Raw genomic sequence first — 26,055 nt, forward strand, 5'->3', positions numbered from 1 at the left:
TCTAATTTCTGTAACCTAAGCCTTAAACAGCAGCGGCACCGGCGACGATTTCGCTCAGTTCCTGGGTAATAGCTGCTTGACGCGCTTTGTTGTAAACCAACTTCAGGTCATCCATTAAGCTACCAGCGTTGTCTGTGGCGGCTTTCATCGCCACCATACGGGCCGCTTGTTCGCTGGCCGCGTTTTCAACTACACCCTGATACACCTGAGACTCTACGTAGCGGCTCAGTAATTTATCTAAAATTACCTTTGGATCCGGTTCGTATATGTAATCCCAGCTATGGCTTTTCGCTGTTACGTCTGCTTTTGGCAAAGGTAAGAGTTGTTCGATCACTGGCTCTTGTTTCATGGTGTTGACGAATTTGTTGAACACCAGGAACAAGCGGTCGATACGGCCTTCTTCGTATGCTTTGAGCATCACCTGAACCGAACCAATCACATCAGCTAAACGTGGGTTATCGCCAGGGCCAGTTTGTTGTGCCAGCACCTTACCGCCAAAACGTTTGAAAAACGCTGTAGCTTTATTGCCGATCACCGCAATCTGAGCCTGAGCTCCCTGCTCTTTCCAGTTCTTCATATCCAGAGCAATACGTTTGAACTCATTGGTATTTAAGCCGCCGCAAAGGCCACGGTCTGTCGATATCACAATGTAGCCAACATTTTTTACCGGACGTTCCGTTAAAAACGGGTGACGGTATTCAATGCTGCCATTTGCGATATTGCCGATCACTTTGCGCATACCTTCAGCGTATGGACGGCTATGTGCAACCCGCTCCTGCGCTCTGCGCATTTTGCTGACTGCTACCTTTTCCATTGCGCTGGTGATCTTACGAGTATTATTAATACTCCCGATCTTACTTTTTATCTCTTTTGCGCCGGCCATGACTAATCTCCGAAAGTTTCAACGACCGGGTGCAGTTGCCCACACCCGATATGTTTACCAAGTCTGAGTTGCTTTAAACTTCTCAATAGCGCCTTTTAAAGTCGCTTCGATTTGGTCGTTGTAGTTACCGGTTTTGTTCAGATCAGCCATAAACGCTGCGTGCTCTGAGTGCATGTAAGCAATTAAAGCGGCTTCAAAATCAAGGATTTTGGCAACTTCGATGTCTTTCATGTAGCCTTTTTCAATCGCGAAAATAGACACACCCATGTCAGCCACGCCCATTGGCGCGTATTGTAACTGTTTCATCAGTTCAGTAACTTTCTGGCCGTGGTCTAACTGCGCACGAGTCGCGTCATCCAGGTCAGATGCGAACTGAGCGAATGCCGCCAGTTCAGAGTACTGAGCTAAGGCTAAACGGATACCGCCACCCAGCTTCTTGATGATTTTGGTTTGAGCAGCACCACCAACACGAGATACCGAGATACCAGCGTTAACAGCTGGACGGATACCGGCGTTGAATAAACCAGATTCTAAGAAGATCTGACCGTCAGTGATCGAAATTACGTTGGTTGGAACGAACGCAGAAACGTCGCCAGCCTGAGTTTCGATAATTGGCAGTGCAGTTAATGAACCGGTTTTGCCTTTCACTTCACCGTTGGTTAAACGCTCAACATAATGCTCGTTTACACGAGATGCGCGCTCTAACAGACGGCTGTGGAGATAGAATACGTCACCTGGGTAAGCTTCACGGCCTGGTGGACGACGTAACAACAGAGAGATTTGACGGTAAGCAACAGCTTGTTTAGACAAGTCGTCGTATACGATCAGTGCATCTTCACCACGATCACGGAAGTATTCACCCATAGTACAACCAGAGTATGGCGCCAGGAATTGCAGTGCAGCGGCTTCAGAAGCAGAAGCTACAACCACAATAGTGTGGGCCAGAGCGTTATGCTCTTCCAGTTTACGTACTACGTTAGCGATAGTAGAAGCTTTTTGGCCGATAGCTACATAGATACATTTCACGCCAGAAGTTTTCTGGTTGATGATGGCATCGATAGCTAAAGCCGTTTTACCCGTCTGACGGTCACCGATTAACAATTCACGCTGACCACGACCGATTGGGATCATGGAGTCAACTGACTTGTAACCAGTTTGCAGAGGTTGGTCTACTGAACGACGATCGATAACGCCCGGAGCGATTTTTTCTACTGGTGCGAAACCAGCTGCATCGATTGGACCTTTACCGTCGATTGGCTCACCTAAAGTGTTAACCACACGGCCTAACAGACCTGGGCCAACTGGTACTTCAAGGATACGGCCAGTAGATTTAACTTTTGTGCCTTCACGCAGGTCCGCATAAGGACCCATAACTACAGCACCTACTGAGTCGCGCTCAAGGTTTAATGCGATAGCGTAACGGTTGCCTGGAAGCTCAATCATCTCACCCTGCATACAATCAGCAAGGCCATTGATACGAATAATACCGTCAGTAACTGCGACGATAGTACCTTCGTTGCGAGCTTCACTGACAACCTCAAACTGCTCAATACGTTTTTTGATCAGTTCAGAAATTTCAGTGGAATTCAGTTGCATGCTCTAATCCCCAATTATGACTGCAGTGCAGTAGCTAAACGATGTAATTTGCCACGAACCGAGCCATCAATAACCATATCACCGGATTTGATAACCATACCGCCAACGACGGCCGGATCTACACTGCAGTTCAATTTTACTTTACGTGCTAAACGTTGCGATAAAGCGTCAACCAGTTTGGCTTGTTGAGCTGCGTCTAATTCGGTCGCGGAAACCACTTCTACAGTGGCTTCTTTTTCATATTCAGCTTTTAACTGAATAAAGGCGTCGAAGACTTCAGGCAAAGCAACCAAACGGTGGTTTTCAGCCATGATCCGGATCAGGTTTTGGCCCGAACTATTCAGCTGTTCTGCGCATACTTTGATAAAAAAGTCAGCTTGCTTTTCTGAAGAACCCAAAGCTTGTAAGCGTGAAGCTACTTCTGTAGTTTTTGCAACTTCAGCTGCAAAAAACAACATAGTAGCCCACGAATCTAATGCTTTTTGTTCTACAGCAACGTCAAAGGCTGCTTTAGCATAAGGACGAGCAACGATAGTCAGTTTAGACATGGCTCACCCTCATTAAAGTTCTGCGACCAGTTTTTCCAGGATGTCGCTGTGTGCAGCAGCATCAATAGAACGCTGAAGAATTTTTTCGGCGCCAGCTACAGCTAATACTGCAACCTGCTTGCGTAATTCTTCTCTGGCTTTAATACGTTCAGCGTCGATTTCGGCTTTAGCCTGAGCAAGAATTTTCTCGCGCTCAGATTGAGCTTTAACAGAAGCTTCATCAATAATTTGTTGTTCACGCTTTTTAGCCTGATCAATTAATGCAGAAGCCTGTGTTTTGGCTTCAGCTAATTGCTGCTTGACCTTCTCCTGAACCAGACGTAAGTCTTGTTCAGCACGGTCAGAGGCTGCTAAACCGTCAGCAATTTTTTGCTGACGAGCTTCTATGGCACCAATCAATGGTGGCCACACAAACTTCATGCAGAACAGCACGAACACTGCGAAAGCTATTAACTCTCCGAGTAGAGTGGCGTTAAGATTCACGACCCCTCCTCCTATTAAAGTTGTTGTTCATTAAAAAACGAGTGTTTTGAATTACAGAACGAACAACAACACCATCGCAATACCAACACCGATCATAGCTACCGCATCGATCAGACCTGCAAGGATAAACATTTTAACTTGCAGTGAAGGCGCTAACTCTGGCTGACGGGCACAAGCTTCTAAGAACTTACCACCCATGTTACCGAAGCCAATTGCAGTGCCGATAGCACCGAAACCGATCAACAGAGCAACAGCGATATATTTTAAACCTAATACTAGTTCCATTTTTTTCTCCAAAGTTTCAATTGTTAAAGTTAAAGCGAAATCTTCTAGTGATTATCAGCACTGGCCATGCTCAGATAAACAATGGTCAGCATCATAAATACGAAAGCTTGTAACACGATAACCAGGATGTGGAATACAGCCCAGATAAAGTGCAGTGGTAACTGCATCAGACCAACAGCACCGATCAGGATAAAGATCAGCTCGCCGGCATACAGGTTACCGAACAGACGCAGAGCCAGCGAGAAAGGCTTAGCAACTAATGCGATCAATTCTAATAACAGGTTAAACGGTACTAATAACGCCTGAACAAAACCGTTTGAAGCGCTAAAAGGGTGCAGAGTTAGTTCTTTAATAAAACCTGTCACACCTTTAATTTTAATGGAGTAACCAATCATCAGCATAAATACACCGATAGCCAGAGCTGCCGTCATATTGATATCTGTGGTTGGTACGATTTTCATGTAGACGTCATGAGAGTCAACACCAAAACCAACTTCGCCGACATAACCTGCAAATGCTGGAAGGAAATCAACAGGGATTAGATCCATCAGGTTCATTAAGAACACCCAAACGAAAATCGTCAGGGCTAACGGAGCAATAAGTTTGCTTTTACCATGGAAAGTGTCTTTCACGTTGTTGGCTACAAATTCAACAACCATTTCGATAAAACACTGGAATTTACCAGGTACGCCCACAGTGGCTTTAGTGGCTGCTCTTTTGAATAAAAACAAAAAAAGCAAACCTAAACCAATAGACCATGCCAAGGTATCAATGTGCCATGTCCAGAAGCCAGCCTCACTACATGCTTTGTTAAACGCGACACTGCCATCAACAGTACACATTTTTGCATTAGTAAGGTGGTGCTGAATATGACCGGTGAGAGTAATCTCTTCGCCTGCTGCCATTTTTAGTCCCAATAGTTAATGTTTAAAAAAGAAACCTGTACAAAATTGCAGCACCACTACGATAGCGTAGGTCAACAAAAAAGGGGCGGCTTCAATGGCCGAACCACTTAAAACAGCTGCAAATAATAAAATACTGATCATCGTTTTCAGGGATACGGCTTTTTGCATCATCTGCCTGGCCACTTCTTGATTTTGTGATGCATCCACTTTAAACGATAAAAAAACAAATACTACATTAGCAATTACAGCAATAAGTCCGCCTTTTAGGGCTGATTTTGCTTCTGGCTGACCAAAATATAAGAAACCAGCGGCAATCAAAAACGTCAGAGCCAGTTGAAAAACAACAAATTTATAGGCCTGTTTTTTATTTTCTTGGTGTGAGGCCACTGTAATTTGCTCAGTCTGAACCATCTGTAAACCGCAGTTAAAATGCCGTCGCAAGTATACTTATCTGCCTTTTTTTTGCAAGAAAAAGCGGGCTTACTGCAACTTTTGTCTGAGATAGTGAAAAATTACAAGCTAGGATTCAGAATACTCTGACTGTAATTTGCTCAGTATGCCTTCCAGCTCATCTAAGCTGCTGTAGGAAATCACCAGATTGCCTTTGCCTTTTTTGTTGTAATTAATCTCAACAGGAGCGGCAAAACGTTCACTTAAGCGTTGCTCGAGCGAACTGACATCCGGGTCTTTTACTTTTGGAGTGGCTTCAGGCGCAGGTTCAAGCAGGCGGCGCACCAGATTTTCAGTATCACGCACCGTCATCTGTTTTGCTGCAACTATACGGGCGGTATCGGATTGCTGAAAAGAATCCAATGCCAATAAAGCACGGGCATGACCCATTTCAATATCACCATGTTCCAGCAATAACTTCACATCGTCATTCAGTTGATTCAGACGTAACAAATTAGTCACACTGGTGCGCGATTTACCCACAGCATCAGCGACTTGCTGATGAGTGAGTTCAAATTCGGATAACAAACGCTGCAGAGCTATAGCTTCTTCCATTGCATTCAGATCTTCGCGTTGAATGTTTTCAATCAGAGCGATAGCAACAGCGGCTTCGTCAGGTACATCTTTGATAATACAAGGAATAACATCAAGTTGTGCCAACTGGCTGGCACGCCAGCGCCGCTCACCCGCGATGATTTCGTAGGACTGTTCGCCGATTTGACGCACGACAATGGGCTGAATTACGCCTTGAGAACGAATAGAACTGGCTAAATCGTCCAGCGCATCCTGGGACATATCTTTACGTGGTTGGTATTTACCAGGCTTGAGCCATTCAATAGGCAGCTTTTGCAATTCACTTTGCTGCGCTGAAGATAAGTTGGCGCCATTCTGTTGATCAGACACAGGTTTAGTGGTGAGTAAAGCGTCTAAGCCCCGGCCTAAGCCACGTTTTTTTACCGACATCTTCAGTTGTATTCCTTGTCAATTAGGCAGGAGTGGAGGTTTTTACAGTTTTTTTATCGGCGCGGCGTAAAATTTCGCCAGCAAGCGCCAGATAGGCCTTAGCACCTGTTGAACCTTTGTCGTAATACATCACCGGAGTACCAAAGCTCGGCGCTTCGGCTAATCGCACATTACGCGGGATCACGGCGCGGTAGACTTTATCGCCAAAATGTTGCTTCAGCTGCTCAGACACATCATTGGCCAGACGATTGCGCGGGTCGTACATGGTCCGCAATATACCTTCGATTTTAAGGTCAGCATTGACCACTGAGGTCAGCTGATTGATGGTATCCATCAGGGCAGTCAAACCTTCCAGCGCGTAGTATTCGCATTGCATAGGCACCAACACTGAGTCGGCGGCTGCCATAGCATTGACCGTCAGCATGTTTAGTGCGGGCGGACAATCAATAAAAATAAAATCATAGTGCTGACGCGCATCTTTGAGCGCATTTCGTAGACGTAATTCCCGGGCAAAGACATTCAATAAACGCACTTCAGCTGCTGTTACATCTGAATTAGCAGCAACCAGGTGATAACCACCAGCGGTTTCTTTCACCACGACTTCAGCAAAAGGTTTTTCTTCGACCAGCAATTCATAAGCGCTGGCAGGTACGGCGTATTTGTCGACACCGCTGCCCATGGTCGCGTTGCCTTGAGGGTCTAAATCAATCAGTAGCACCTTACGTTTGGTTGCGGCCATAGAGGCAGCCAGATTGACCGCTGTGGTTGTTTTGCCCACACCACCTTTCTGGTTTGCAATAGCTATGACTTTTCCCACAAGGACCCCAATACGTATTTGATTAAATTAGACTTTCTCCAACACCACCAGATAACGTTCGGCGTTCAGTGTTGGCACCTGTAACGGATGACTGCCGACAACTTTAACAAAATTCGGCAAAGCTGCAATTTCTTCTTGAGCCAAAGCACCTTTCATGGCTAAAAACTGGCCATCAACGGCTGGCAAATGCTGACACCAGTTCACCATATCAGTCATTGACGCAAAAGCACGACTTAAAACCGCATCATACCCTGTTTCAGGTTGATGATCTTCCACCCGACTCTGAATAGCTTCAAAGTTCTGTAGTTTCAGCTGTAATTTGACATGATTTAAAAAACGAATACGTTTACCAAGGCTGTCGAGCAGGTAAAATTGCTTGTCAGGTAAAGCGATCGCCAGTGGTATACCAGGTAAACCAGGACCGGTACCGACGTCTATAATGCGTTTTCCAGTGACAAAAGGCGCCACAACCAGGCTGTCCATAATATGTTTCACCAGCATTTCTTCCGGATCACGCACTGAGGTCAGATTGTAAGCACTGTTCCACTTGTCCAGCAGTTGAACATAAGCCACCAGTTGTTGCAATTGGTGTTCAGATAAAACTAAGCTGGTCTGTGCGACCAGCTTTTTTAATATTTCCAGCATGATGATCCCAATGCTTAAGCAGATTTGCGCAGTAAACCCTGTTTTTTCAGGTAGACCAGCAATAACGAAATAGCGGCAGGCGTGATGCCTGAAATACGCGACGCCTGACCCATAGTTTCAGGTTGCACCTGATTCAGCTTCAGTATCACTTCGTTGGATAAACCTTTCACCGCTTTGTAATCAAAGTTTGCAGGCAAACGGGTGTTTTCGTTGCGCTCCTGCTTGGAGATCTCGTCCTGCTGGCGATTGATATAACCTTCGTATTTGATTTGAATTTCAACTTGTTCAGCTGCTGCAGGGTCAGTTAAGCCAGGGCCAATTAAATCAATTTTCATCAGATCCTGATAATTCACTTCAGGGCGACGGATCAGATCTTCAAGGCTGGCCTCTTTGCTCAGCGGTGTTTTCACCAACAGGTTCACTTCAGCCAAAGCCGCGTGCTGAGGATGGATCCACTGCTGTTTTAAGCGCTGACGTTCCAATTCAATTTGTTCAATTTTCAGGTTAAATGCGGCCCAACGTGCATCATCAACCAAACCTAATTCACGGCCTTTGGCAGTTAAACGAATATCGGCGTTGTCTTCACGTAACATCAGACGATATTCAGCGCGGCTGGTGAACATACGGTATGGCTCTTTGGTACCCATAGTCGTCAGATCGTCAATCAACACACCGACATAGGCTTGATCACGGCTTGGTGTCCATGAATCTTTGTCCTGAGCAAAAAGCGCTGCGTTCATACCCGCCATTAAGCCCTGAGCACCGGCTTCTTCGTAGCCTGTAGTGCCGTTGATTTGACCGGCAAAAAATAAGCCCTTGATAAACTTAGTTTCCAATGAGGTTTTTAAATCCCGTGGATCAAAAAAGTCATATTCAATGGCATAACCAGGGCGTGTAATATGGGCGTTTTCCATACCTTTGATGGAACGGACCAGGTTTAACTGCACATCAAAAGGCAAACTGGTAGATATCCCGTTTGGATACAACTCATGTGTGGTTAAACCTTCAGGTTCAATAAAGATCTGGTGTTTATCTTTGTCAGCAAAACGGGTGATCTTATCTTCAATCGAAGGGCAATAGCGTGGGCCTATGCCTTCAATCACACCAGTGTACATAGGCGATCGGTCTAAACCGTTACGAATAATATCGTGGGTTTGCTCGTTGGTGTAGGTGATATGACAAGGGATCTGAGTGGGTTGATCCTTGTGGGATCCCATAAACGAAAATACCGGAGTCGGGTTATCACCTGGTTGCGCCTGCATCACTGAAAAATCAACAGTTCTGGCATCAATACGGGGTGGAGTACCAGTTTTTAAACGGCCAACACGGAAAGGCAATTCACGTAAACGTCTAGCCAGAGCTATGGATGGCGGATCACCGGCACGGCCACCACTGTAATTTTCTAAACCAATATGGATCTGGCCACCAAGGAAAGTACCTACGGTCAGCACCACTGATTTCGCTTTAAACTTCAACCCCATTTGGGTCACTACGCCACAAACTTGATCGTTTTCAACGATCAAATCATCACAGGCCTGTTGAAAGATCTTCAGATTTGGTTGGTTTTCAAGAACCAAACGTACAGCTGCACGATAGAGCTGACGATCTGCCTGCGCACGGGTTGCACGTACAGCAGGGCCTTTCGAACTGTTTAAAGTTCTGAACTGGATCCCGGCACGATCCGTAGCTTTCGCCATCACACCACCCAGAGCATCAATCTCTTTCACCAGATGGCCTTTACCAATGCCACCAATGGCCGGATTACAGGACATCTGACCTAAAGTCTCAACGTTGTGAGTCAGCAATAAAGTTTGCATTCCCATGCGGGCCGCAGCAAGTGCAGCCTCTGTGCCGGCGTGACCACCACCAACAACGATGACATCAAATGTTTCCTGATAAAGCATATAGGCCTCGAACTCTAAACCAGTTCTGTAAAAAGGGCGCGTATTGTAACTGGATCTGAGGCGTTGTGGAATGATTAAAACTCGATCACGATCCTCGAAAGATCACTAATAATATATAAGGATCTTTAAAGAGATCTTTTTATTATGTTTACTACTATACAGAGCCTTTTCTGTGGGTAACCCTTGATCTGTTTTGAAGATCAATCAGTTAGAAAGGATCGGATCCTGTGATCAACACAAGATCCTGAGTCGGATAAGCGGTGTTTAACTAGCACTTTTATACACAGGGCCTAAAACCTGATTTGTTACACAGAGGATAACTCCAGCTTTTACATAAGTTATAACTAAACTTATACACATTAGACCTAAAAATAAGTGAAAACTGTGGATATCTATGTGTAACTGGATCATAAGTATGATCCTCTCTATATAGAAGTGGATCATGATCGGGTCATGTAGAGAAAAGGCCCTTTGTTTATGGGCCTTTGAGTGATGAAGGGTAAAAGATCCTGTTCTGTATAACTAAGAAGAGTTTAAGGCAGAGTTTTGATAAATTCAGGCAGCCAAGCTAAAGCCTGATCTTCAGGTAGTTCAGCTGTTAAAACATCAATATCTAGTCCTGGTAACAATAAACTTGCACCTAAAGAGGCAAAAAGGTCAGAGATTTTTTTACCGGCCAGACAAAAAGTATCGTAGCTGGAATCACCTAAAGTGATCACTGCGTAGGAAACTGTGGTAAGATCTGTTTGATCTTGTGCTAATTGATCCACAAAAGGTTGGATATTATCGGGCAGATCCCCTGCGCCATACGTCGAAGTGACGACTAACCAGATACTATGTCTGGTTATCAGTGTTAAATCAGGGGTGAGATGAAGTTTTACTTCATAACCCGCTTTTTCCAAAGTTTCAGCTACTTGTTCTGCTGCATATTCCGCAGCGCCCATTTGGCTGCCCACAAGGATCTCAATCATACTGCATCCTATTGTCAGTGAAATGATTGGCTATACTACTGGAATTAAAACGTGCAAAGCGAATGCTTCTTGCACCTTTTTGGGTATTTTTACTGCAAAGCAGGCTCAGTAAATCTACGATAGCACAAACCGTTCGCCTGCGTGTTATTGAGGTTTATACAATATATGTCCGAGTCCATGTCTTTTTCCCAGCTAGCGCTGCCGGAACCTATTCTTCGTGCAGTTTTAGAACTTGGTTATGAACATCCGTCTCCAATTCAGGAAGCGGCTATTCCTAAGTTACTAGCTGGTGAAGACTTGCTAGGCCAAGCCCAAACAGGTACTGGTAAAACAGCTGCGTTTGCACTGCCTTTATTAGCCCGTTTAGATCCGGCCCAAAATGATCCACAAATTTTAGTGTTGGCACCAACCCGCGAACTGGCTATCCAGGTTGCTGAAGCGTTCCAGGCTTATGCCCGCTATATGCCGGCTTTCCATGTTCTGCCTTTATACGGCGGTCAAAACTACACCACTCAGTTAAAAGCACTGAAACGTGGCTCTCAGGTTATTGTGGGTACGCCAGGTCGTATCATGGATCACCTGGATCGTGGCACTTTAGTGCTTGATAAACTGCGTGCCATAGTACTGGACGAAGCCGACGAAATGTTGCGTATGGGTTTTATCGATGATGTGCAAACTATCATGGATGCGACTCCGCCAGGCCGCCAGGTGGCGATGTTCTCTGCCACTATGCCAAATCAGATCCGCGCTATTGCTCAGAAGCACTTAAAAAATGCGTCTGAAGTGAAAATTGAGTCCAAGACTTCTACTGTTGAACGTATTCAACAGCGTTATGTGATGCTGGACAATAACCAGAAGCTGGATGCGTTAACTCGTATCCTGGAAGGCGAAGAATATGATGCAAGCATCATTTTCGTTCGTACCAAAAGTGCGACTGAAGAAATTGCAGAAAAGCTGGGCGCCCGTGGATATGCAGTGGCCTGCTTAAACGGTGATATGAACCAGGCTCACCGCGAGCAAACCATCCGTCGTTTAAAAGCCGATCAGCTGGACGTGATAGTGGCAACAGACGTTGCAGCCCGTGGTCTGGACGTGGAACGTATCAGTCTGGTTATTAACTATGACATTCCATACGATAGCGAAGCTTACGTACACCGTATTGGTCGTACTGGCCGTGCTGGTCGTGAAGGTAAAGCGATACTTTTCGTATCACCACGTGAACGCCGTTTATTGCGTACTATCGAACATGCGACCCGTCAGCCGATTGAAAAAATGTCGCTGCCGACAGGTCAGGTGATTGAACAACGTCGTATCGAGTCTTTCCGTGCTCAGTTAGCTCAGACCATTGAAGCGAAAAACTTAAGCTTCTTCCAGGATCTGGTGAACGATTGGCGTGAAAAGTTAGAAACGACCGATGTAGATATGGCTGCTGCCCTGTTGTATATGGCGCAGAAAGATCAACCGTTAAACGTAGCTAACCAGTTCCCGGAAATCCGCGAACCGCATAGCCGTGACCGTGATGATCGTGCTCCATCTTCAGGTCGCGATAAATTTGCCCGTGGTGACAGACCAGAACGTTCTGGTGATCGTGCTGAACGCGGCGATCGTCCACCACGTCCACGTCGTGAGTTAAAAGGTGATTACACCAATTATCGCATTGAAGTGGGTAAGGAACATGGCGTACGCGCTGGTGACATCGTTGGTGCTATCGCCAACGAAGCCAACATCGATAGCCAGTTCATCGGTAACATCAAGCTGTTTGATCATTTCAGTACTGTAGAATTACCAGCCAATATCCCGGCTGAAACTATGCAGCATCTGAAAAAAGTTTATGTGCGTAAGCAGAAACTGAATATCAGTGTGGACACTGGCTCACCAGCCACAAGTTCGGCACCACGTCGTGAGCGTACTGAGCGCTCTGATGGCAGCCCAGGTCCGCGTCCAGGTGCTGCTCCACGTGCACCGCGTAAACCAAGAGATTAATCGTACAAGTATGGATTCGTCGCAACACAGTTCCAGATAGTTGCGACGTACCGTCCATCCTTAGACATAAGACCGGCGAAAGCCGGTTTTTTTATAGCTATAACTCTATAAAAAACCATACTAGGGCCATATGTAATTTAAATAGTTAAATCCGGAGCTAGTTATGATTATTGCCTGTCCCCATTGTTCTACTTTAAACCGGGTTCAGCCGGAAAAGTTTACCGATCAGCCTAAGTGCGGTCAGTGCAAAGACGCGCTGTTTGCCGGAAAACCCATAGAGCTCACCCAACAGAATTTTGTCAATCAGATCCAAAAGTCAGAATTGCCTGTGGTGGTGGATTTTTGGGCCAGCTGGTGTGGGCCTTGCCTGAACTTTGCACCAGTGTTTAATCAGGCTGCTGCTGAATTAGAGCCACAATTTCGGTTTGCCAAAGTAAATACTGAACAGCAACAACAGTTGGCTGCGCAGTTTCAGATTCGCTCCATTCCAACCTTGATGCTGTTTAAAGCGGGTAAGCTGGTTGCTCAGCAATCAGGTGCTATGCCAAAACAGATGTTTTATCAGTGGTTACAGCAACATAGCTAAAGCACCGCGAACTATGTTAGTCGCAAAAGTCTGGATTTGCCTGTCTGCAAAGTTCAGACTGACAATCTAATTCGTTGTTTTGATCCATAGTTAAGGAAAAAGCATGACATCTACCTTATTTCAACTGACTAGCCCTGATATCCGAGAAGGCCACTTCATGGCGAAGACTTTTGAATTTAATGGCTTTGGTTGTGACGGCCCAAATTTATCACCTGAGTTAAGCTGGAAAAACCCTCCAGCTGGTACTCAGAGTTTTGCTATTACTGTGTTTGATCCGGATGCGCCCACAGGCTCAGGCTTTTGGCATTGGTTAGTTCTGGATATTCCTGCCACTGTCACTTCATTGCCGCAAGGCGCAGGCAATGGCCAGTTGCCTGCAGGCTGCCGCAGTTTTAGCAACGACTATGGCATCAAAGAATTTGGTGGTGCCTGCCCACCAGAAGGCCATGGCATGCATCGTTATCAGTTTACCGTCTGGGCTTTACCTGAAGCTACTTTAGGGGTGCCAGATGATGCCAGCGCTGCCGTCGTAGGTTTTATGCTCAATGCGACAGCTCTGGGCAAAGCAACCTTAACCGCAACTTACGCCAGATAAAATATAGATTTTGACAAGGCCAGCACCAGCTGGCCTTTTTAGTTAAAGCAGGAAATTATGGATCTGTGGGTACTGACGTTATTTGTGTTTGCCGGTTTAGCAGGTGGTTTGTTGTTGGGGCTGATAGGGGTCGGCATGGCCTTGGTGACAGTACCTTTTTTAACTTTTATGTTGCCATCTTTAGGTTTTAACACGGAAGCTTCGCCTCTGATAGCTCTTGCCAGTTCTATGGTGATCGCCGCTATAGGTTCTGTGTCTTCACTGCGGGTGCATCAGCAAAAGGGCACTATTAACTGGGGGTTGATCAGGTTGATGTTACCGGCCAGTTTATTTGGCGTTGTGCTTGGTTCCTTGCTGGTGACACGTTTGCCAGCTTTATGGCTGCAGTGCATTTTTGCCGCTTTTTTGTTTTATGTGGCTTTCTCTATGTTAAAGCCATCAGCAAATACTGCTCAGTTGCAAAAAACACCCTCAGCTCAATGGTTACGTTGGTTTCCGGCTTTAGTTGGTTTCACTGGTAGTTTTATTGGTGCTGGCGGTGGAGTGTTGATGGTACCTTTTTTAAATCGTTTTATGGCAATGCCCAAAGCTGTAGCCAGTTCAGTGGCTGTCGGTTTTCCTGTGACTGTGTTTGGCGCCATCTCCTATATGCTGCAAACTGCTCCTGTCTCTCATCCGGATCTGATTGGTGCTGTGTATTGGCCTGCAGTGCTTGGAATGAGTATTGGCTCTGTAGTCGCAGCTCCACTTGGTGTGCGGCTCGCCACAATAGTGCCAGCGGCCTTATTGAAGAAGTTGTTTGCCTGCGTATTACTCTTGATAGCCTTCAGGATGCTGTTGTCTTTTTAAGTTAAGTCGGCGAACAGCTTATCTCTGCGACTATTCGCCTATAGCTTTGCGTTGGGTTGGCTGTCAATCTGATGAAAATATGCGAGTGCTAAAAGAAGGGAATGTATGTCTGATCCAGTGGCGCGCCGCTTCCTGTTGGCTGGTTTTTTTAGTCAGCTGTTGTGTTTGGGTATAGCGCGTTTTGCCTACACCCCGCTTATTCCTTTAATGTCCGGCGCAGGCCTTACTGAAGCTCTGGCCGGCTATTTAGCCGCAGTCAATTACCTGGGGTATTTTGCCGGTGCTTTATTGGCTGTAAGGTTAAAAGACTGGCAGTGGAAGTTTTATGCCTATCGTATAGGTTTGGTTTTTGCGGTGCTAAGCACACTGGCCACAGCTTATAGTTCAGACCCGCTATTTTGGGGCTTGTGGCGCTTTCTGGCAGGTTTAAGTTCTGCAGCTTCAATGTTATTGGCCTCAGGTCTTATTTTGCAGCAGCTGGCTGCGCGTGGCGCTAAAGCTGAACTGGGGTTACATTTTGCAGGCTTGGGCCTGGGCATAGCTTTAGTCGCTTTATTCGTAGAGCTGCTTAGCGCTGCGGCTTTGAGTTGGGATCAGCAATGGTTGGCGCTTAGTGTACTCGGATTGGTGCTGATAGTTCCGGCCTGGCGCTGGTTACCCGCACCACAGCTGGCGTTATCCGGCAACAACACAGACGCAACTCCTTTAGCCTTACCGCGTAGTTTCCTCTGGCCCTTATTTTTGATGTATTTCTGCGCCGGTTATGGCTATGTGGTCACTATCACTTTTATTGTCGCTATGGCGAGCTTAAATGTAGAACTAACAGGTTTTGGTAACTGGGCATTTTTTGCTTTAGGTATAGGAGCCGCACCAGCAGCGATTTTCTGGGATAGGGTTGCAAGACGTTCAGGTTATTTAGTCAGTTTACGTTGGGCTTTACTGCTGAACGCTTTGGCTATTGTGTTACCCGTGCTTTGGAGTCAGGCGCTGGCGTTATTGTTCAGTGCCTTTTTATTTGGCATCAGTTTTGTCGGTTGCGTCAGCTTAATGCTGACGATGGCAGGGCGCTTATTACCAGAAAAACCTGCTCAGTTGATGGGCAAGATGACGCTTTGTTATGGCACTGCCCAAGTTATTGCACCTGCGATCAGTGGTTATTTAGCCAAACAAAGCGGCAGTTTTGATTCAGGTTTACTACTGGCCAGCGTGATTACGTTGTGTGGAGCAGGAGTACTGACGCTGCTGATCCGCCGCACCGCCAGCGATCACCTGGCAATGCGGGGAGGGAACTAGAATTGAGTTATTTGCCGATACAGAACGAGCTGAATATCCTGCCCAATAAATCATCCGAACTAAATTCGCCGGTGATTTCATTCAGGTGTTGCTGAGTCAGGCGTAGTTCTTCTGCTAACAGCTCGCCAGCTAAGTGGTTATGTAACTGAGCATCGCCTATGGCTAAATGCTCTGCAGCGCGTTCCAGCGCGTCTAAATGGCGGCGGCGGGCGATAAAGCTGCCTTCGGTATTGGCGTCAAAGCCCATACAGGCTTTGAGGTGATCGCGTAACTCTTCGATGCCTGAATTGGTTTTGGCTGAGATATGAAACACCGGATAGTCACCGTCCTGACTGGCACCCGTCGTCTCGCCCGTTAAGTCAGCTTTATTGCGGATCACTGTTAAGCCTAAATCTTTGGGTAAACGTGACATAAAATCTGGCCAGATTTCGGCCGGGCTGGTGGCGTTGGTGGTGGTGCCGTCGACCATAAAGAGCACGCGGTCGGCCTGCTCTATTTCCTGCCAGGCGCGTTCTATGCCTATTTGTTCTACTTTGTCTGTGGCTTCACGTAAACCAGCGGTGTCGATGATATGCAAAGGCATACCGTCGATATGAATATGCTCACGCAACACATCACGGGTGGTGCCTGCGATTTCTGTCACTATGGCGGCTTCACGGCCGGCCAAAGCGTTTAATAAGCTGGATTTGCCCGCATTAGGTCGGCCAGCTATTACCACACGCATGCCTTCACGCAATATGCTGCCTTGAGTGGCTTGTTTTTGGATGCCGGCTAAATCAGAAATAATTTCTGCTAAGTCACCAGCCACTTTGCCGTCGGATAAAAAGTCGATTTCTTCGTCCGGAAAGTCGATAGCAGCTTCAACGTAAATCCGCAGGTAAATTACTTTTTCGACCAAATCATGTATCTTGCGCGAAAACTCACCCTGCAACGAATGCATAGCGGAACGGGCGGCTTGCTCTGAGCTTGCGTCAATTAAGTCGGCTATGGCTTCGGCCTGAGTTAAATCCAGTTTGTCGTTTAAAAAAGCCCGTTCAGAAAACTCGCCGGGGCGCGCTATGCGCACGTCTTTTATATCCAGCACACGGCGCAGCAGCATATCTAAAAGTACAGGGCCGCCGTGGCCTTGTAATTCCAGTACATCTTCTCCGGTAAAGGAATTAGGGCCGGGGAAATACAAGGCGATGCCCTGATCCAAAGTTTGTTGTTGTGCGTCTAAAAACGGCAGGTATTCAGCGGTACGGGGTTTAGGCACTTTGCCCAGAATGGCAGAAGCTACCGCGGATACGGCAGGACCTGATACCCTTATTATGCCTACACCGGCACGACCTGTGGCTGTGGCCTGAGCGGCAATGGTGTCTGTGCTGTACATAGATCAAACCTCAAACGTTTTTAAACTCAACAAAACAAAAAGGCCTGAAAACAGGCCTTCGAAGTGTAGCTCAGGAGCATCAGGCCTTAGTGTATAAGCCTTTTTTCTCCATGCCACGGTAGATATACAACATCTGGGCCAATGAAATCAGGTTGCTGACTAACCAGTACAACACCAGACCACTTGGGAACCACAGGAAGAATACGGAGAACACTACTGGCATCCACAGCATAATTTTTTGCTGCATTGGATCCGTCACTGTCATAGGCTGTAGTTTTTGCATCACAAACATACTGATACCAAACAGCACTGGTAACACATAATACGGGTCTTGGGTGGATAAATCCTGGATCCACAACATAAACGGAGCCTGACGTAATTCCACACTCTCAACAAACACCCAGTATAACGCCAGGAAGATTGGCATTTGCACCAGCATAGGTAAGCAACCACCCATAGGGTTTACTTTTTCTTTGCGGTACAGTTCCATCATGGCCGGGCCCATCTTTTGACGGTCGTCTTTATAACGGGCTTGTAGTTCGTCAATTTTTGGCTTCAGATTACGCATCTTGGCCATAGACTCATACTGCACTTTGGTCAGAGGGTACATCACACCTTTCACAATCAAGGTGATGATAATAATAGCCACGCCCCAGTTGCTGACAAAACCCTGGATCAAGGTCAGTAACCAGAATAAAGGCTGGGAAATAAACCATAAGAAACCGTAGTCGACTGTCAGATCCAGACCGTCCGCAATAGCGGCTAAGTTATCCTGATCCTTTGGACCTGCATAAAAAGTAGAAGCAATAGTCAGGCTTTCTCCGGCCGGGATTGTCAATTCAGGGCCTTTAACGCCTACAATCCCGTTACCGTTATTCACTAAGCTATACAGCTGATTGTCTGCAGTTTTTTCCGGAACCCAGGCGGCAACAAAGTAGTGCTCCAGCATAGCCACCCAACCACCTTTGGTAGATTGAGCCAGGTTAGTTTCCTGCATATCTTCAAATGTATATTTTTCATAACGTTTGTCTGAAGTAGAGAAAGCACCACCACGATAAATAGGCATCATCATACTGCTGCTTTTGCCGTTATCAATGGTTTGCACCAGATGCTGGTAAGACTGCACTAACTTCGTTTGCGCAGTGGTATTTTTCAGCAAATATTCTACCCGGACATCATATTTTCCAGCGGTAAAGATGTAGCGTTTTTCAATCTCTAAACCGTTATGGTTAAAGGTTAAAGGTACTACTATTTGCTGTTCGCCATTGGCTAACTGGTAGTTGGTTTGTGCAACGCTGTACACAGGACGACCACTATTACGTTTATCATCCGGACCGTCTGCCAATAAGCCAGATTGTGCCACGTATTCAAAACCGTTCAACTTACGCATCAGCTGATAAGGCTGGTCGCTGTCTTTAGTCAGAGTAAAAGCTGGTAAAGTTAAATCAACAATATCGCCACCTTTAGTGTCGATTTGTACTTTTAATACATCAGTACTGACGGTGATCACTTGTTGAGTAGCTACTGGCGCCGCAGCTTGAGCTGAAGTACCAGAACTGCTTAATTGTAAGTCGGCTGAACCTGCTGAAGTGGTTGTGCTTTGTTCAGTGACCGGAGTGACTGGTTTAGGCGCGTGATCGGTTTGCCATGCCTGCCATAACAATAAGCTCACGAAGGCGAGGGCTATCACTAATAAACTGCGTTGAGAATCCATCTGTTAGTTAGTCTCTTTCTGCTTTTGTGGAACCGGGTCTTCACCACCGGGATGTAAGGGGTGACATTTTAATAAACGTTTTGTAGTTAACCAACCACCTTTTACAGCACCAAAGCGTTCTATGGCTTCAATGGCGTAATGAGAACAGGTGGGATAAAACCGGCAACTGGGTCCAAATAACGGACTGATCAACTTCTGATAACCACGCACAGTGGAAATTAGCAGTCTTGCACCAGTGTTTTGTATTGGCGAGCTATTTTGCCCCATAACTTATCCAGTTGCTTGTGCAATTCTTCATTGGGCGTATTGCTGATATCACCTTTTACCATCAAAACTAAATCAACAGGTGGAAGTTCATGTTGGTGTAGCCGAAAGCTATCCCGTGAACATCTTTTGATGCGGTTTCGATGCGTGGCTAATTTAACACGTTTTTTGGCAATAGTCAGACCAAGTCTTGGATGAACAGACTGATTAGGTTTGCACAAGATAGTAAAGAGAGGAGAAGAAACCCGAAAAGGATTTTGGAAGACGTTGTCGAATTCGCGGGGAGTTAACAGACGTAACTCCCTGCTGAATGTATAGCTGACCACGCAGCGCTTACGAATCTGACTAGACTGTTAAGCGCTTGCGGCCTTTAGCACGGCGACGTGCAATCACTTGACGGCCATTTTTGGTAGCCATGCGAGCACGGAAGCCGTGGACGCGAGCACGTTTTAAAACGCTAGGTTGAAATGTTCTTTTCATAACTTCGTCCGTCCGGTCGATATTTACTAAGGGTCTGTGTTTTAGTAAAAACCAAAACGCAGCGATTAAAAAAGAGCGCGAATTCTAAGCGGGTCAGCAGCTGTTGTCAATGCAGATCCTTCTGTTTCTGCTGATCTGATCATTATTTTTTACTGATCTTTAAAAGTTGTCCACAAGGCAGGTCATTTAACTGGGATAAAATGTGAGTTGTTTTAAAAAACAGCGGTTTTTGGACCGCTTTGGTCTGATCTTTTGCTTGCATATCAGTAAATGGAATAAGAGGTTTATTTCAATATAAAACAATAGGTTACATATTGTTTTTGTCGCTCGTCGCATTTTTGCAAAAGTCAATATTGAACTTGTGGATAAGATCGTATGATAATGCTGCTCTTTTCACTTACGCCTGCCTAACTAAATAATAATTATTAGGGGCTTTTGGAGATATGGTGTATCAGTCCGTTTGGAAAAATTGCCTCGAAGCGCTCCAAGCCGAGCTACCAGCTCGTGATTTTGGAACCTGGATCCGTCCATTACAAGCTGACAGCTCGCATGACGCACTGACTTTGTATGCGCCTAACCGCTTTGTGCTGGATTGGGTGCGTGACAAATACCTGAACCGGATCAATGAACTGATCCAGGGCTATTGTGGCGATCATGCGCCACGGCTGCGCTTTGATGTAGGTTCAACCCAAAAGCCTTTAGCTAGCCCTGTGAATCAATTACCACGGGTTGCTCCAGCTGCAGCTCCGGTGGCCGCTATGCCTGAGCCAGCGCCAAAAACTATAGTGAACAGCAACGTCAATGCGAAGCATAACTTCGATAACTTTGTTGAAGGTAAATCGAACCAGTTAGCGCGCGCAGCAGCCAAGCAAGTGGCCGACAATCCGGGCACTGCTTATAATCCGCTATTTTTATATGGCGGTACTGGTTTAGGTAAAACTCACTTATTGCATGCGGTAGGTAACGGTATTCTGGCGAAAAAGCCTGATGCTAAAGTGATTTATATGCACTCAGAACGTTTTGTACAGGATATGGTTAAAGCCTTACAAAACAATGCGATAGAAGAGTTTAAACGCTATTATCGCTCTGTGGATGCGCTGCTTATCGATGATATTCAATTCTTCGCGAAAAAAGATCGTTCCCAGGAAGAGTTCTTTCATACCTTTAATGCTTTGCTTGAAGGCAACCAACAGATCATTTTAACCAGCGATCGTTACCCAAAAGAAATAGACGGCGTGGAAGAGCGCTTAAAAAGCCGGTTTGGCTGGGGTTTAACTATAGCGATCGAACCACCAGAGTTAGAAACCCGGGTTGCGATCCTGATGCGTAAAGCGCAGGAGATCAATATTCGTTTGCCGGAAGAAGTGGCGTTTTTTGTCGCTAAACGTTTGCGCTCTAATGTGCGTGAATTAGAAGGGGCGTTAAACCGTATTTCTGCTAATGCCAATTTTACTGGCCGTCCTATTACCATCGACTTTGTGCGCGAAGCATTACGCGATATGCTGGCTTTGCAGGACAAGTTAGTCACTATTGAGAATATTCAGAAAACTGTGGCCGAGTATTACAAAATACGGGTGGCGGATTTATTGTCCAAACGCCGCAGTCGTTCAGTGGCCCGCCCACGTCAAATGGCGATGGCTTTGGCGAAAGAACTGACCAACCACAGCTTGCCGGAAATTGGCGATGCTTTTGGTGGCCGTGACCACACCACTGTGTTGCATGCGTGTCGTAAAATCGAATCGTTAAAAGAAGAGACGCATGAAATTAAAGAAGATTTCCAAAACTTAATTCGAACATTGTCTTCATAATAGGGAATGGTGATGCAATTTACTATTGAACGCGACGCTCTGCTCAAACCCTTACAAATGGTGTCAGGTGCTATTGAACGGCGCCATACTTTACCTATTTTGTCGAACGTGTTGATTGAAGCGCGCGAAGACGGTCAGCTCATTCTGACCGGTACCGATTTAGAAATCGAATTGGTGGCTATGTCACCTATCCAGCAACTGATCAGTCCAGGCCGTATAACTGTGCCGGCGAAAAAGATTCTGGATATTTGCCGTAGTTTGCCTGACACCTCTTTATTAAGTGTCACAGTGCAGGGCGATAACTGTGTGGTCAGCACAGGCAAAAGTAAATTTACGTTATCGACTTTAAGTGCCAACGATTATCCAAATTTAGAAAGCTGGCAAGGTGAAGTTGACTTGCAGTTACCACGCAGCCAGTTACGTCATTTACTAGATGATACAGCATTTTCTATGGCGAACCAGGATGTGCGCTATTACCTGAACGGTTTGTTATTTGAAGTAGATAACGGCACTTTACGTTCTGTCGCAACCGACGGTCACCGTCTGGCCATGAGTTCTATTGAATTGGCTGCTACGGCCGGTCATCAAAAACAAATCATTATTCCGCGCAAAGGTGTGCTGGAAGTCATGCGTTTATTGATTGCTGATGATCAACTGGTGACGTTAAGTTTAGGTCAAAACCATATTCGTTTAACCGATACTCAGTTCAGCTTCAGCTGTAAATTGATTGACGGCCGTTTCCCTGATTATCGTCGTGTTTTGCCACGCAACAGCACTAAGCTGGTGACCGCACACCGTGATGTATTAAAAGACTCTTGTGTTCGCGCTTCTATTTTATCGAATGAAAAATACCGTGGCGTGCGTTTTACTTTGAGTTCAGGCGAGCTGCAGATTGTGGCGAATAACCCGGAACACGAACAGGCCGAAGAAAGTATCGAAGTGGAATACCAGGGCGATACGCTGGAGATTGGTTTTAACGTCGGCTACTTGCTCGACGTACTCAATACCTTATCAACCGACCTGGTGGTGCTGCATTTAAGTGACGGTAACTCCAGTGCGCTGATTGAAGGCGTCGGTGCTAAGTCAGGTGCCATGTATGTTGTGATGCCAATGCGTTTATAGTGAATGGCATTAAATACGCTTAGAATTCAGCAGTTTCGCAACATTGCCGAAGCTCATTTAGAGTTTCGTCCCGGGATAAACCTGATTTATGGCGAAAATGGTAGCGGCAAAACCAGTTTGCTCGAGGCCATTTATTATTTGGCGCATGGCCGCTCTTTTCGCAGCAGTAAGCCAGAAAAGCTGATCCGCTACGAACAACCAGCATTTTTACTGAATGCCAAAGTTGAAATGGCAGAGCAGTTATTAAATTTGGGCTTGCAGCGCGAACGCGAAGGCGAGCTACGGATGCGGTTAAACGGCGAAGACCTGCACCGTGTCTCAGAACTGGCGCAATTGCTGCCGGTACAATTAATAACCCCAGAGAGCTTTAGGCTACTACTGGGCGGGCCAAAAGAAAGACGGCAGTTTTTCGATATGGGATTGTTTCACGTGGAACACAGTTTCTATTCCTTGTGGAGCAAATTGCAGCGAGTGTTGAAACATCGCAATGCGTTGTTAAAAACACAAAAGCGTTATAACGATGAATATGCCTACTGGGACCAGAATCTGGCCAGTTTGGCATTTGAACTACAGGCTTTACGCCAGCGTTATATTTCAGCTTTAGATACAGCGGTTCAGCCTCTATTGGTTGATGCGCACTGGGCTTCGGGTTTAACCCTGCAGTTGTATTCAGGCTGGCCTGAACGAATCGAAACGCCAGAGCAATTACAGCAGTTACTGCAGCAAAATTTTCTGCAGGATTTGCGTTTAGGACATTGTCAGTTTGGCCCCCAAAAGGCGGATTTAAAGCTGAAAGTAGCGGGCCAGGCGGTCGAAGAAGTGTTGTCACGTGGACAACTCAAAGTATTACTCTTTGCGCTGAAAGTGGCGCAAAGTAACGTGATTTATAACTATGGCCATAAAAAGCCAGTGTTATTAATTGATGATTTGGCCTCGGAATTAGACGATAATTCCAAGCGTCATATATTTAGTTTTTTAAACACCATTAATTCGCAGGTATTTATTTCAGCGATTAATACTGATCAGGTTCTGCCAGCAATACCGGATGTGAATCCAGCATTGTTTCACGTGGAACACGGACAGATAACAATACGGACAGAATGAAGATGGCCGAAGAACATATTTACGACTCGTCGAGTATCAAAGTATTAAAAGGCCTGGATGCCGTACGTAAAAGACCCGGTATGTATATCGGTGATACGGACGACGGTTCAGGCTTACACCACATGGTATTCGAAGTTGTCGACAACTCCATCGATGAAGCCTTAGCTGGCCACTGTACTGATGTATGGGTAACTATCCATACCGATAACTCAGTATCGGTGCGCGACAACGGTCGTGGTATTCCTACAGATATGCACGAAGAGGGTGTATCTGCAGCTGAAGTGATCATGACGGTATTACACGCCGGTGGTAAATTTGATGATAACTCTTACAAAGTGTCTGGTGGTTTGCACGGTGTAGGTGTATCGGTAGTCAACGCTTTATCTGACAAGTTAGAGCTGACCATTCGCCGTAAGCAAAAAGTGCATTCACAAATCTACCGTTTAGGTGTGCCTGACGCACCGTTAGGAGTTATAGGTGAAACTGAAGGCACTGGTACTTCGATTCGTTTCTGGCCAAGCCCAACCATTTTCAGCGATATCAATTTCCACTACGATATTCTGGCCAAACGGTTGCGCGAACTATCTTTCCTGAACTCTGGTGTCAGCATTATTCTGACCGACGAACGTGACGACAAAACCGACCATTTCAAATACGAAGGTGGTATCGAAGCTTTTGTGCAGTACTTAAACCGCACTAAAACTCCGGTTCACCAGAAAGCCTTTTACTTCACTTCTCAGCGTGAAGAAGATGGTATTTCTGTAGAAGTAGCGATGCAGTGGAACGATTCCTTCCAGGAAGGTATTTATTGTTTCACCAACAACATTCCACAACGGGATGGTGGTACTCACTTAGCCGGTTTCCGTTCTGCTTTAACACGGGTGTTAAACACCTATATGGAGCACGAAGGCTACGCTAAAAAGATGAAAATCTCTGCCACAGGCGACGACGCTCGTGAAGGCTTAACTGCTGTTATCAGCGTTAAAGTGCCGGATCCTAAGTTCAGTTCTCAGACCAAAGACAAGCTGGTGTCCAGTGAAGTGAAGTCTGCAGTTGAAAGTGCAATGCATGAAAAACTGAACGAATATCTGTTAGAAAACCCGGGCGAAGCCAAAATTATCGTCGGCAAAATTGTAGACGCTGCCCGTGCCCGTGAAGCGGCCCGTAAAGCCCGTGAAATGACGCGCCGTAAAGGTGCCTTAGATATCGCAGGTTTACCGGGTAAACTGGCCGACTGTCAGGAAAAAGACCCAGCTTTATCAGAACTTTACCTGGTAGAGGGTGACTCTGCGGGTGGTTCTGCCAAGCAGGGCCGTAACCGTAAAAACCAGGCTATTCTGCCGCTGAAAGGTAAAATCCTCAACGTAGAAAAAGCCCGTTTCGACAAGATGATTTCCTCGCAGGAAGTAGGCACCCTGATCACAGCTTTAGGTTGTGGTATAGGTCGTGACGAATACAACCCGGATAAAACCCGTTACCACAGCATCATCCTGATGACGGATGCTGACGTCGACGGTTCTCACATCCGTACTCTGTTATTGACCTTCTTCTATCGTCAAACGCCAGAGTTGATTGAACGTGGTTACATCTATATTGCTCAGCCGCCTTTATACAAAGTGAAAAAAGGTAAGCAAGAACAATATATTAAAGATGACCCGGCCTTAACTGAGTACTTAACGACTTTGGCGCTGGATGAAGCGACATTGCATGTTAATGCCGATGCTCCAGGCATAGGCGGTGCTCAGCTGGAAACATTGGTACAGCTATACCATAAGGTCACAGCCACTATCACTCGTTTAAGCCGTAAGATCCCATCGAACTTATTAAACGAACTGGTGTATGTGCCTGCCATTACGCCTGAGCTGTGCAAAGACGCAGCTTTGGCCGAAACTTGGGCCAAAAACATCATTACTCGTTTACAAGAACGTGAAGGTGATGGTTCAAGCTATGGTTATGCGGTTGTAGAAGACCGTGAGCGTCAGCTGTTTATACCAAAAGTCATCATCCGTCAGCACGGTATCGACAATGAATACCTGCTGCATTACGACTTTATCACTTCTGTCGATTACGGCCGCATTGTTGAATTAGGCACTGCAATCCGTGACTTAATTGAAGAGGGTGGTTATGTCCGCCGTGGCGAAAAGATCAAACCAGTAGAAAGCTTTGTCGAAGCACTGGAATGGTTAATGGCCGAGTCGAAACGTGGTTTATATATCCAGCGTTATAAAGGTTTGGGTGAGATGAACCCTGAACAGTTATGGGAAACCACTATGGATCCAAATACCCGCCGCATGCTGCGTGTGACTATTGAAGATGCCATAGGTGCCGACCAGTTGTTTAATACCTTGATGGGTGACGACGTAGAACCACGCCGTAACTTTATTGAAGAAAACGCGCTGCGGGTTGCAAACCTGGACGTGTAAGCTGTAAAGCTT

General features: G+C 46.1%; 26 protein-coding genes. 9 read left to right on the forward strand and 17 right to left on the reverse strand.

Going from position 1 to position 26,055, the window contains the following annotated elements; genetic code table 11:
- Positions 1 to 22 precede the first annotated feature (22 nt).
- The 12 genes from atpG to mioC form a co-directional block, all read right to left on the reverse strand.
- A complete protein-coding gene (atpG, locus tag IEW88_RS14590) occupies positions 23 to 883 on the reverse strand; it encodes a F0F1 ATP synthase subunit gamma (RefSeq protein WP_053423947.1) in 861 nt (286 codons plus the stop codon).
- Positions 884 to 937: 54 nt separating this feature from the next.
- The gene (gene atpA / locus IEW88_RS14595) at positions 938 to 2,479 is read right to left on the reverse strand and encodes a F0F1 ATP synthase subunit alpha (protein WP_053423948.1); all 1,542 of its coding nucleotides are present in this window, start codon (positions 2,477 to 2,479) and stop codon (positions 938 to 940) included.
- A gap of 14 nt (positions 2,480 to 2,493) precedes the next feature.
- Positions 2,494 to 3,027 (reverse strand): F0F1 ATP synthase subunit delta, encoded by a 534-nt coding sequence (gene atpH, locus IEW88_RS14600; RefSeq protein WP_147904528.1) that lies wholly within the window; start codon positions 3,025 to 3,027, stop codon positions 2,494 to 2,496.
- Between the two features lie 12 nt (positions 3,028 to 3,039).
- Entirely contained in the window at positions 3,040 to 3,510 is a 471-nt protein-coding gene (atpF, locus tag IEW88_RS14605) for a F0F1 ATP synthase subunit B (protein ID WP_053423950.1), read from the reverse strand.
- A gap of 51 nt (positions 3,511 to 3,561) precedes the next feature.
- Positions 3,562 to 3,795 (reverse strand): F0F1 ATP synthase subunit C, encoded by a 234-nt coding sequence (gene atpE / locus IEW88_RS14610; protein WP_004335261.1) that lies wholly within the window; start codon positions 3,793 to 3,795, stop codon positions 3,562 to 3,564.
- Between the two features lie 44 nt (positions 3,796 to 3,839).
- A complete protein-coding gene (gene atpB / locus IEW88_RS14615) occupies positions 3,840 to 4,700 on the reverse strand; it encodes a F0F1 ATP synthase subunit A (RefSeq protein ID WP_053423951.1) in 861 nt (286 codons plus the stop codon).
- 15 nt (positions 4,701 to 4,715) lie between these two features.
- Positions 4,716 to 5,111 carry an ATP synthase subunit I gene (locus IEW88_RS14620; RefSeq protein WP_147904527.1) on the reverse strand — a complete coding sequence of 132 codons (396 nt, stop codon included), beginning with the start codon at positions 5,109 to 5,111 and terminating at the stop codon, positions 4,716 to 4,718.
- 108 nt (positions 5,112 to 5,219) lie between these two features.
- A complete protein-coding gene (locus IEW88_RS14625) occupies positions 5,220 to 6,113 on the reverse strand; it encodes a ParB/RepB/Spo0J family partition protein (protein ID WP_147904526.1) in 894 nt (297 codons plus the stop codon).
- 22 nt (positions 6,114 to 6,135) lie between these two features.
- Positions 6,136 to 6,930, reverse strand: a complete 795-nt coding sequence (locus tag IEW88_RS14630) for a ParA family protein (protein WP_147904525.1) — start codon at positions 6,928 to 6,930, stop codon at positions 6,136 to 6,138.
- 27 nt (positions 6,931 to 6,957) lie between these two features.
- Positions 6,958 to 7,575: a 16S rRNA (guanine(527)-N(7))-methyltransferase RsmG gene (rsmG, locus tag IEW88_RS14635; protein ID WP_147904524.1), complete on the reverse strand. Its 618-nt coding sequence runs from the start codon at positions 7,573 to 7,575 to the stop codon at positions 6,958 to 6,960.
- A gap of 14 nt (positions 7,576 to 7,589) precedes the next feature.
- Complete coding sequence (gene mnmG / locus IEW88_RS14640; RefSeq protein ID WP_147904523.1) at positions 7,590 to 9,479, reverse strand: tRNA uridine-5-carboxymethylaminomethyl(34) synthesis enzyme MnmG; 1,890 nt, start codon at positions 9,477 to 9,479, stop codon at positions 7,590 to 7,592.
- Between the two features lie 533 nt (positions 9,480 to 10,012).
- The gene (gene mioC / locus IEW88_RS14645; RefSeq protein WP_147904522.1) at positions 10,013 to 10,450 is read right to left on the reverse strand and encodes an FMN-binding protein MioC; all 438 of its coding nucleotides are present in this window, start codon (positions 10,448 to 10,450) and stop codon (positions 10,013 to 10,015) included.
- Between the two features lie 165 nt (positions 10,451 to 10,615).
- Here mioC and IEW88_RS14650 point away from each other — a divergent pair, with 165 nt between their 5' ends.
- The 5 genes from IEW88_RS14650 to IEW88_RS14670 all read left to right on the forward strand — a co-directional run bounded on the left by IEW88_RS14650 (position 10,616) and on the right by IEW88_RS14670 (position 15,756).
- A complete protein-coding gene (locus IEW88_RS14650) occupies positions 10,616 to 12,433 on the forward strand; it encodes a DEAD/DEAH box helicase (RefSeq protein WP_185148606.1) in 1,818 nt (605 codons plus the stop codon).
- A 163-nt stretch (positions 12,434 to 12,596) separates the two neighbouring features.
- A complete protein-coding gene (gene trxC / locus IEW88_RS14655; protein ID WP_147904521.1) occupies positions 12,597 to 13,019 on the forward strand; it encodes a thioredoxin TrxC in 423 nt (140 codons plus the stop codon).
- A gap of 103 nt (positions 13,020 to 13,122) precedes the next feature.
- The gene (locus IEW88_RS14660; RefSeq protein ID WP_147904520.1) at positions 13,123 to 13,614 is read left to right on the forward strand and encodes a YbhB/YbcL family Raf kinase inhibitor-like protein; all 492 of its coding nucleotides are present in this window, start codon (positions 13,123 to 13,125) and stop codon (positions 13,612 to 13,614) included.
- A gap of 57 nt (positions 13,615 to 13,671) precedes the next feature.
- On the forward strand, positions 13,672 to 14,463 hold the full coding sequence (locus IEW88_RS14665; protein WP_147904519.1) for a sulfite exporter TauE/SafE family protein: 792 nt from the start codon (positions 13,672 to 13,674) through the stop codon (positions 14,461 to 14,463).
- Between the two features lie 105 nt (positions 14,464 to 14,568).
- Positions 14,569 to 15,756: a YbfB/YjiJ family MFS transporter gene (locus IEW88_RS14670; RefSeq protein WP_147904518.1), complete on the forward strand. Its 1,188-nt coding sequence runs from the start codon at positions 14,569 to 14,571 to the stop codon at positions 15,754 to 15,756.
- 7 nt (positions 15,757 to 15,763) lie between these two features.
- Here the strand turns inward: IEW88_RS14670 and mnmE are convergent, their stop codons facing one another.
- The 5 genes from mnmE to rpmH all read right to left on the reverse strand — a co-directional run bounded on the left by mnmE (position 15,764) and on the right by rpmH (position 19,586).
- Positions 15,764 to 17,128 (reverse strand): tRNA uridine-5-carboxymethylaminomethyl(34) synthesis GTPase MnmE, encoded by a 1,365-nt coding sequence (mnmE, locus tag IEW88_RS14675; protein ID WP_147904517.1) that lies wholly within the window; start codon positions 17,126 to 17,128, stop codon positions 15,764 to 15,766.
- Between the two features lie 79 nt (positions 17,129 to 17,207).
- Positions 17,208 to 18,842 (reverse strand): membrane protein insertase YidC, encoded by a 1,635-nt coding sequence (yidC, locus tag IEW88_RS14680; protein ID WP_147904516.1) that lies wholly within the window; start codon positions 18,840 to 18,842, stop codon positions 17,208 to 17,210.
- Positions 18,843 to 18,845: 3 nt separating this feature from the next.
- Positions 18,846 to 19,109 (reverse strand): membrane protein insertion efficiency factor YidD, encoded by a 264-nt coding sequence (gene yidD, locus IEW88_RS14685; protein ID WP_008897166.1) that lies wholly within the window; start codon positions 19,107 to 19,109, stop codon positions 18,846 to 18,848.
- Positions 19,061 to 19,432: a ribonuclease P protein component gene (gene rnpA / locus IEW88_RS14690; protein ID WP_082101823.1), complete on the reverse strand. Its 372-nt coding sequence runs from the start codon at positions 19,430 to 19,432 to the stop codon at positions 19,061 to 19,063. Before rnpA ends, yidD begins: the two co-directional genes overlap by 49 nt.
- Positions 19,433 to 19,451: 19 nt before the next feature.
- Entirely contained in the window at positions 19,452 to 19,586 is a 135-nt protein-coding gene (gene rpmH / locus IEW88_RS14695; protein WP_008897167.1) for a 50S ribosomal protein L34, read from the reverse strand.
- Between the two features lie 446 nt (positions 19,587 to 20,032).
- Here rpmH and dnaA point away from each other — a divergent pair, with 446 nt between their 5' ends.
- Genes dnaA through gyrB form a run of 4 tightly spaced genes read left to right on the forward strand, consistent with a single transcriptional unit; the run spans position 20,033 to position 26,043 of the window.
- Positions 20,033 to 21,394, forward strand: coding sequence for a chromosomal replication initiator protein DnaA (gene dnaA, locus IEW88_RS14700; RefSeq protein WP_147904610.1), 1,362 nt, complete (start codon positions 20,033 to 20,035; stop codon positions 21,392 to 21,394).
- Positions 21,395 to 21,406: 12 nt separating this feature from the next.
- On the forward strand, positions 21,407 to 22,516 hold the full coding sequence (gene dnaN, locus IEW88_RS14705; RefSeq protein ID WP_147904515.1) for a DNA polymerase III subunit beta: 1,110 nt from the start codon (positions 21,407 to 21,409) through the stop codon (positions 22,514 to 22,516).
- Between the two features lie 3 nt (positions 22,517 to 22,519).
- Complete coding sequence (gene recF / locus IEW88_RS14710) at positions 22,520 to 23,620, forward strand: DNA replication/repair protein RecF (protein ID WP_147904514.1); 1,101 nt, start codon at positions 22,520 to 22,522, stop codon at positions 23,618 to 23,620.
- Positions 23,621 to 23,622: 2 nt separating this feature from the next.
- Complete coding sequence (gene gyrB / locus IEW88_RS14715) at positions 23,623 to 26,043, forward strand: DNA topoisomerase (ATP-hydrolyzing) subunit B (RefSeq protein WP_053423969.1); 2,421 nt, start codon at positions 23,623 to 23,625, stop codon at positions 26,041 to 26,043.
- The last annotated feature ends 12 nt before the right edge of the window (positions 26,044 to 26,055 follow it).

This window comes from Rheinheimera tangshanensis (assembly GCF_014645135.1).
Taxonomy (GTDB): domain Bacteria; phylum Pseudomonadota; class Gammaproteobacteria; order Enterobacterales; family Alteromonadaceae; genus Pararheinheimera; species Pararheinheimera tangshanensis.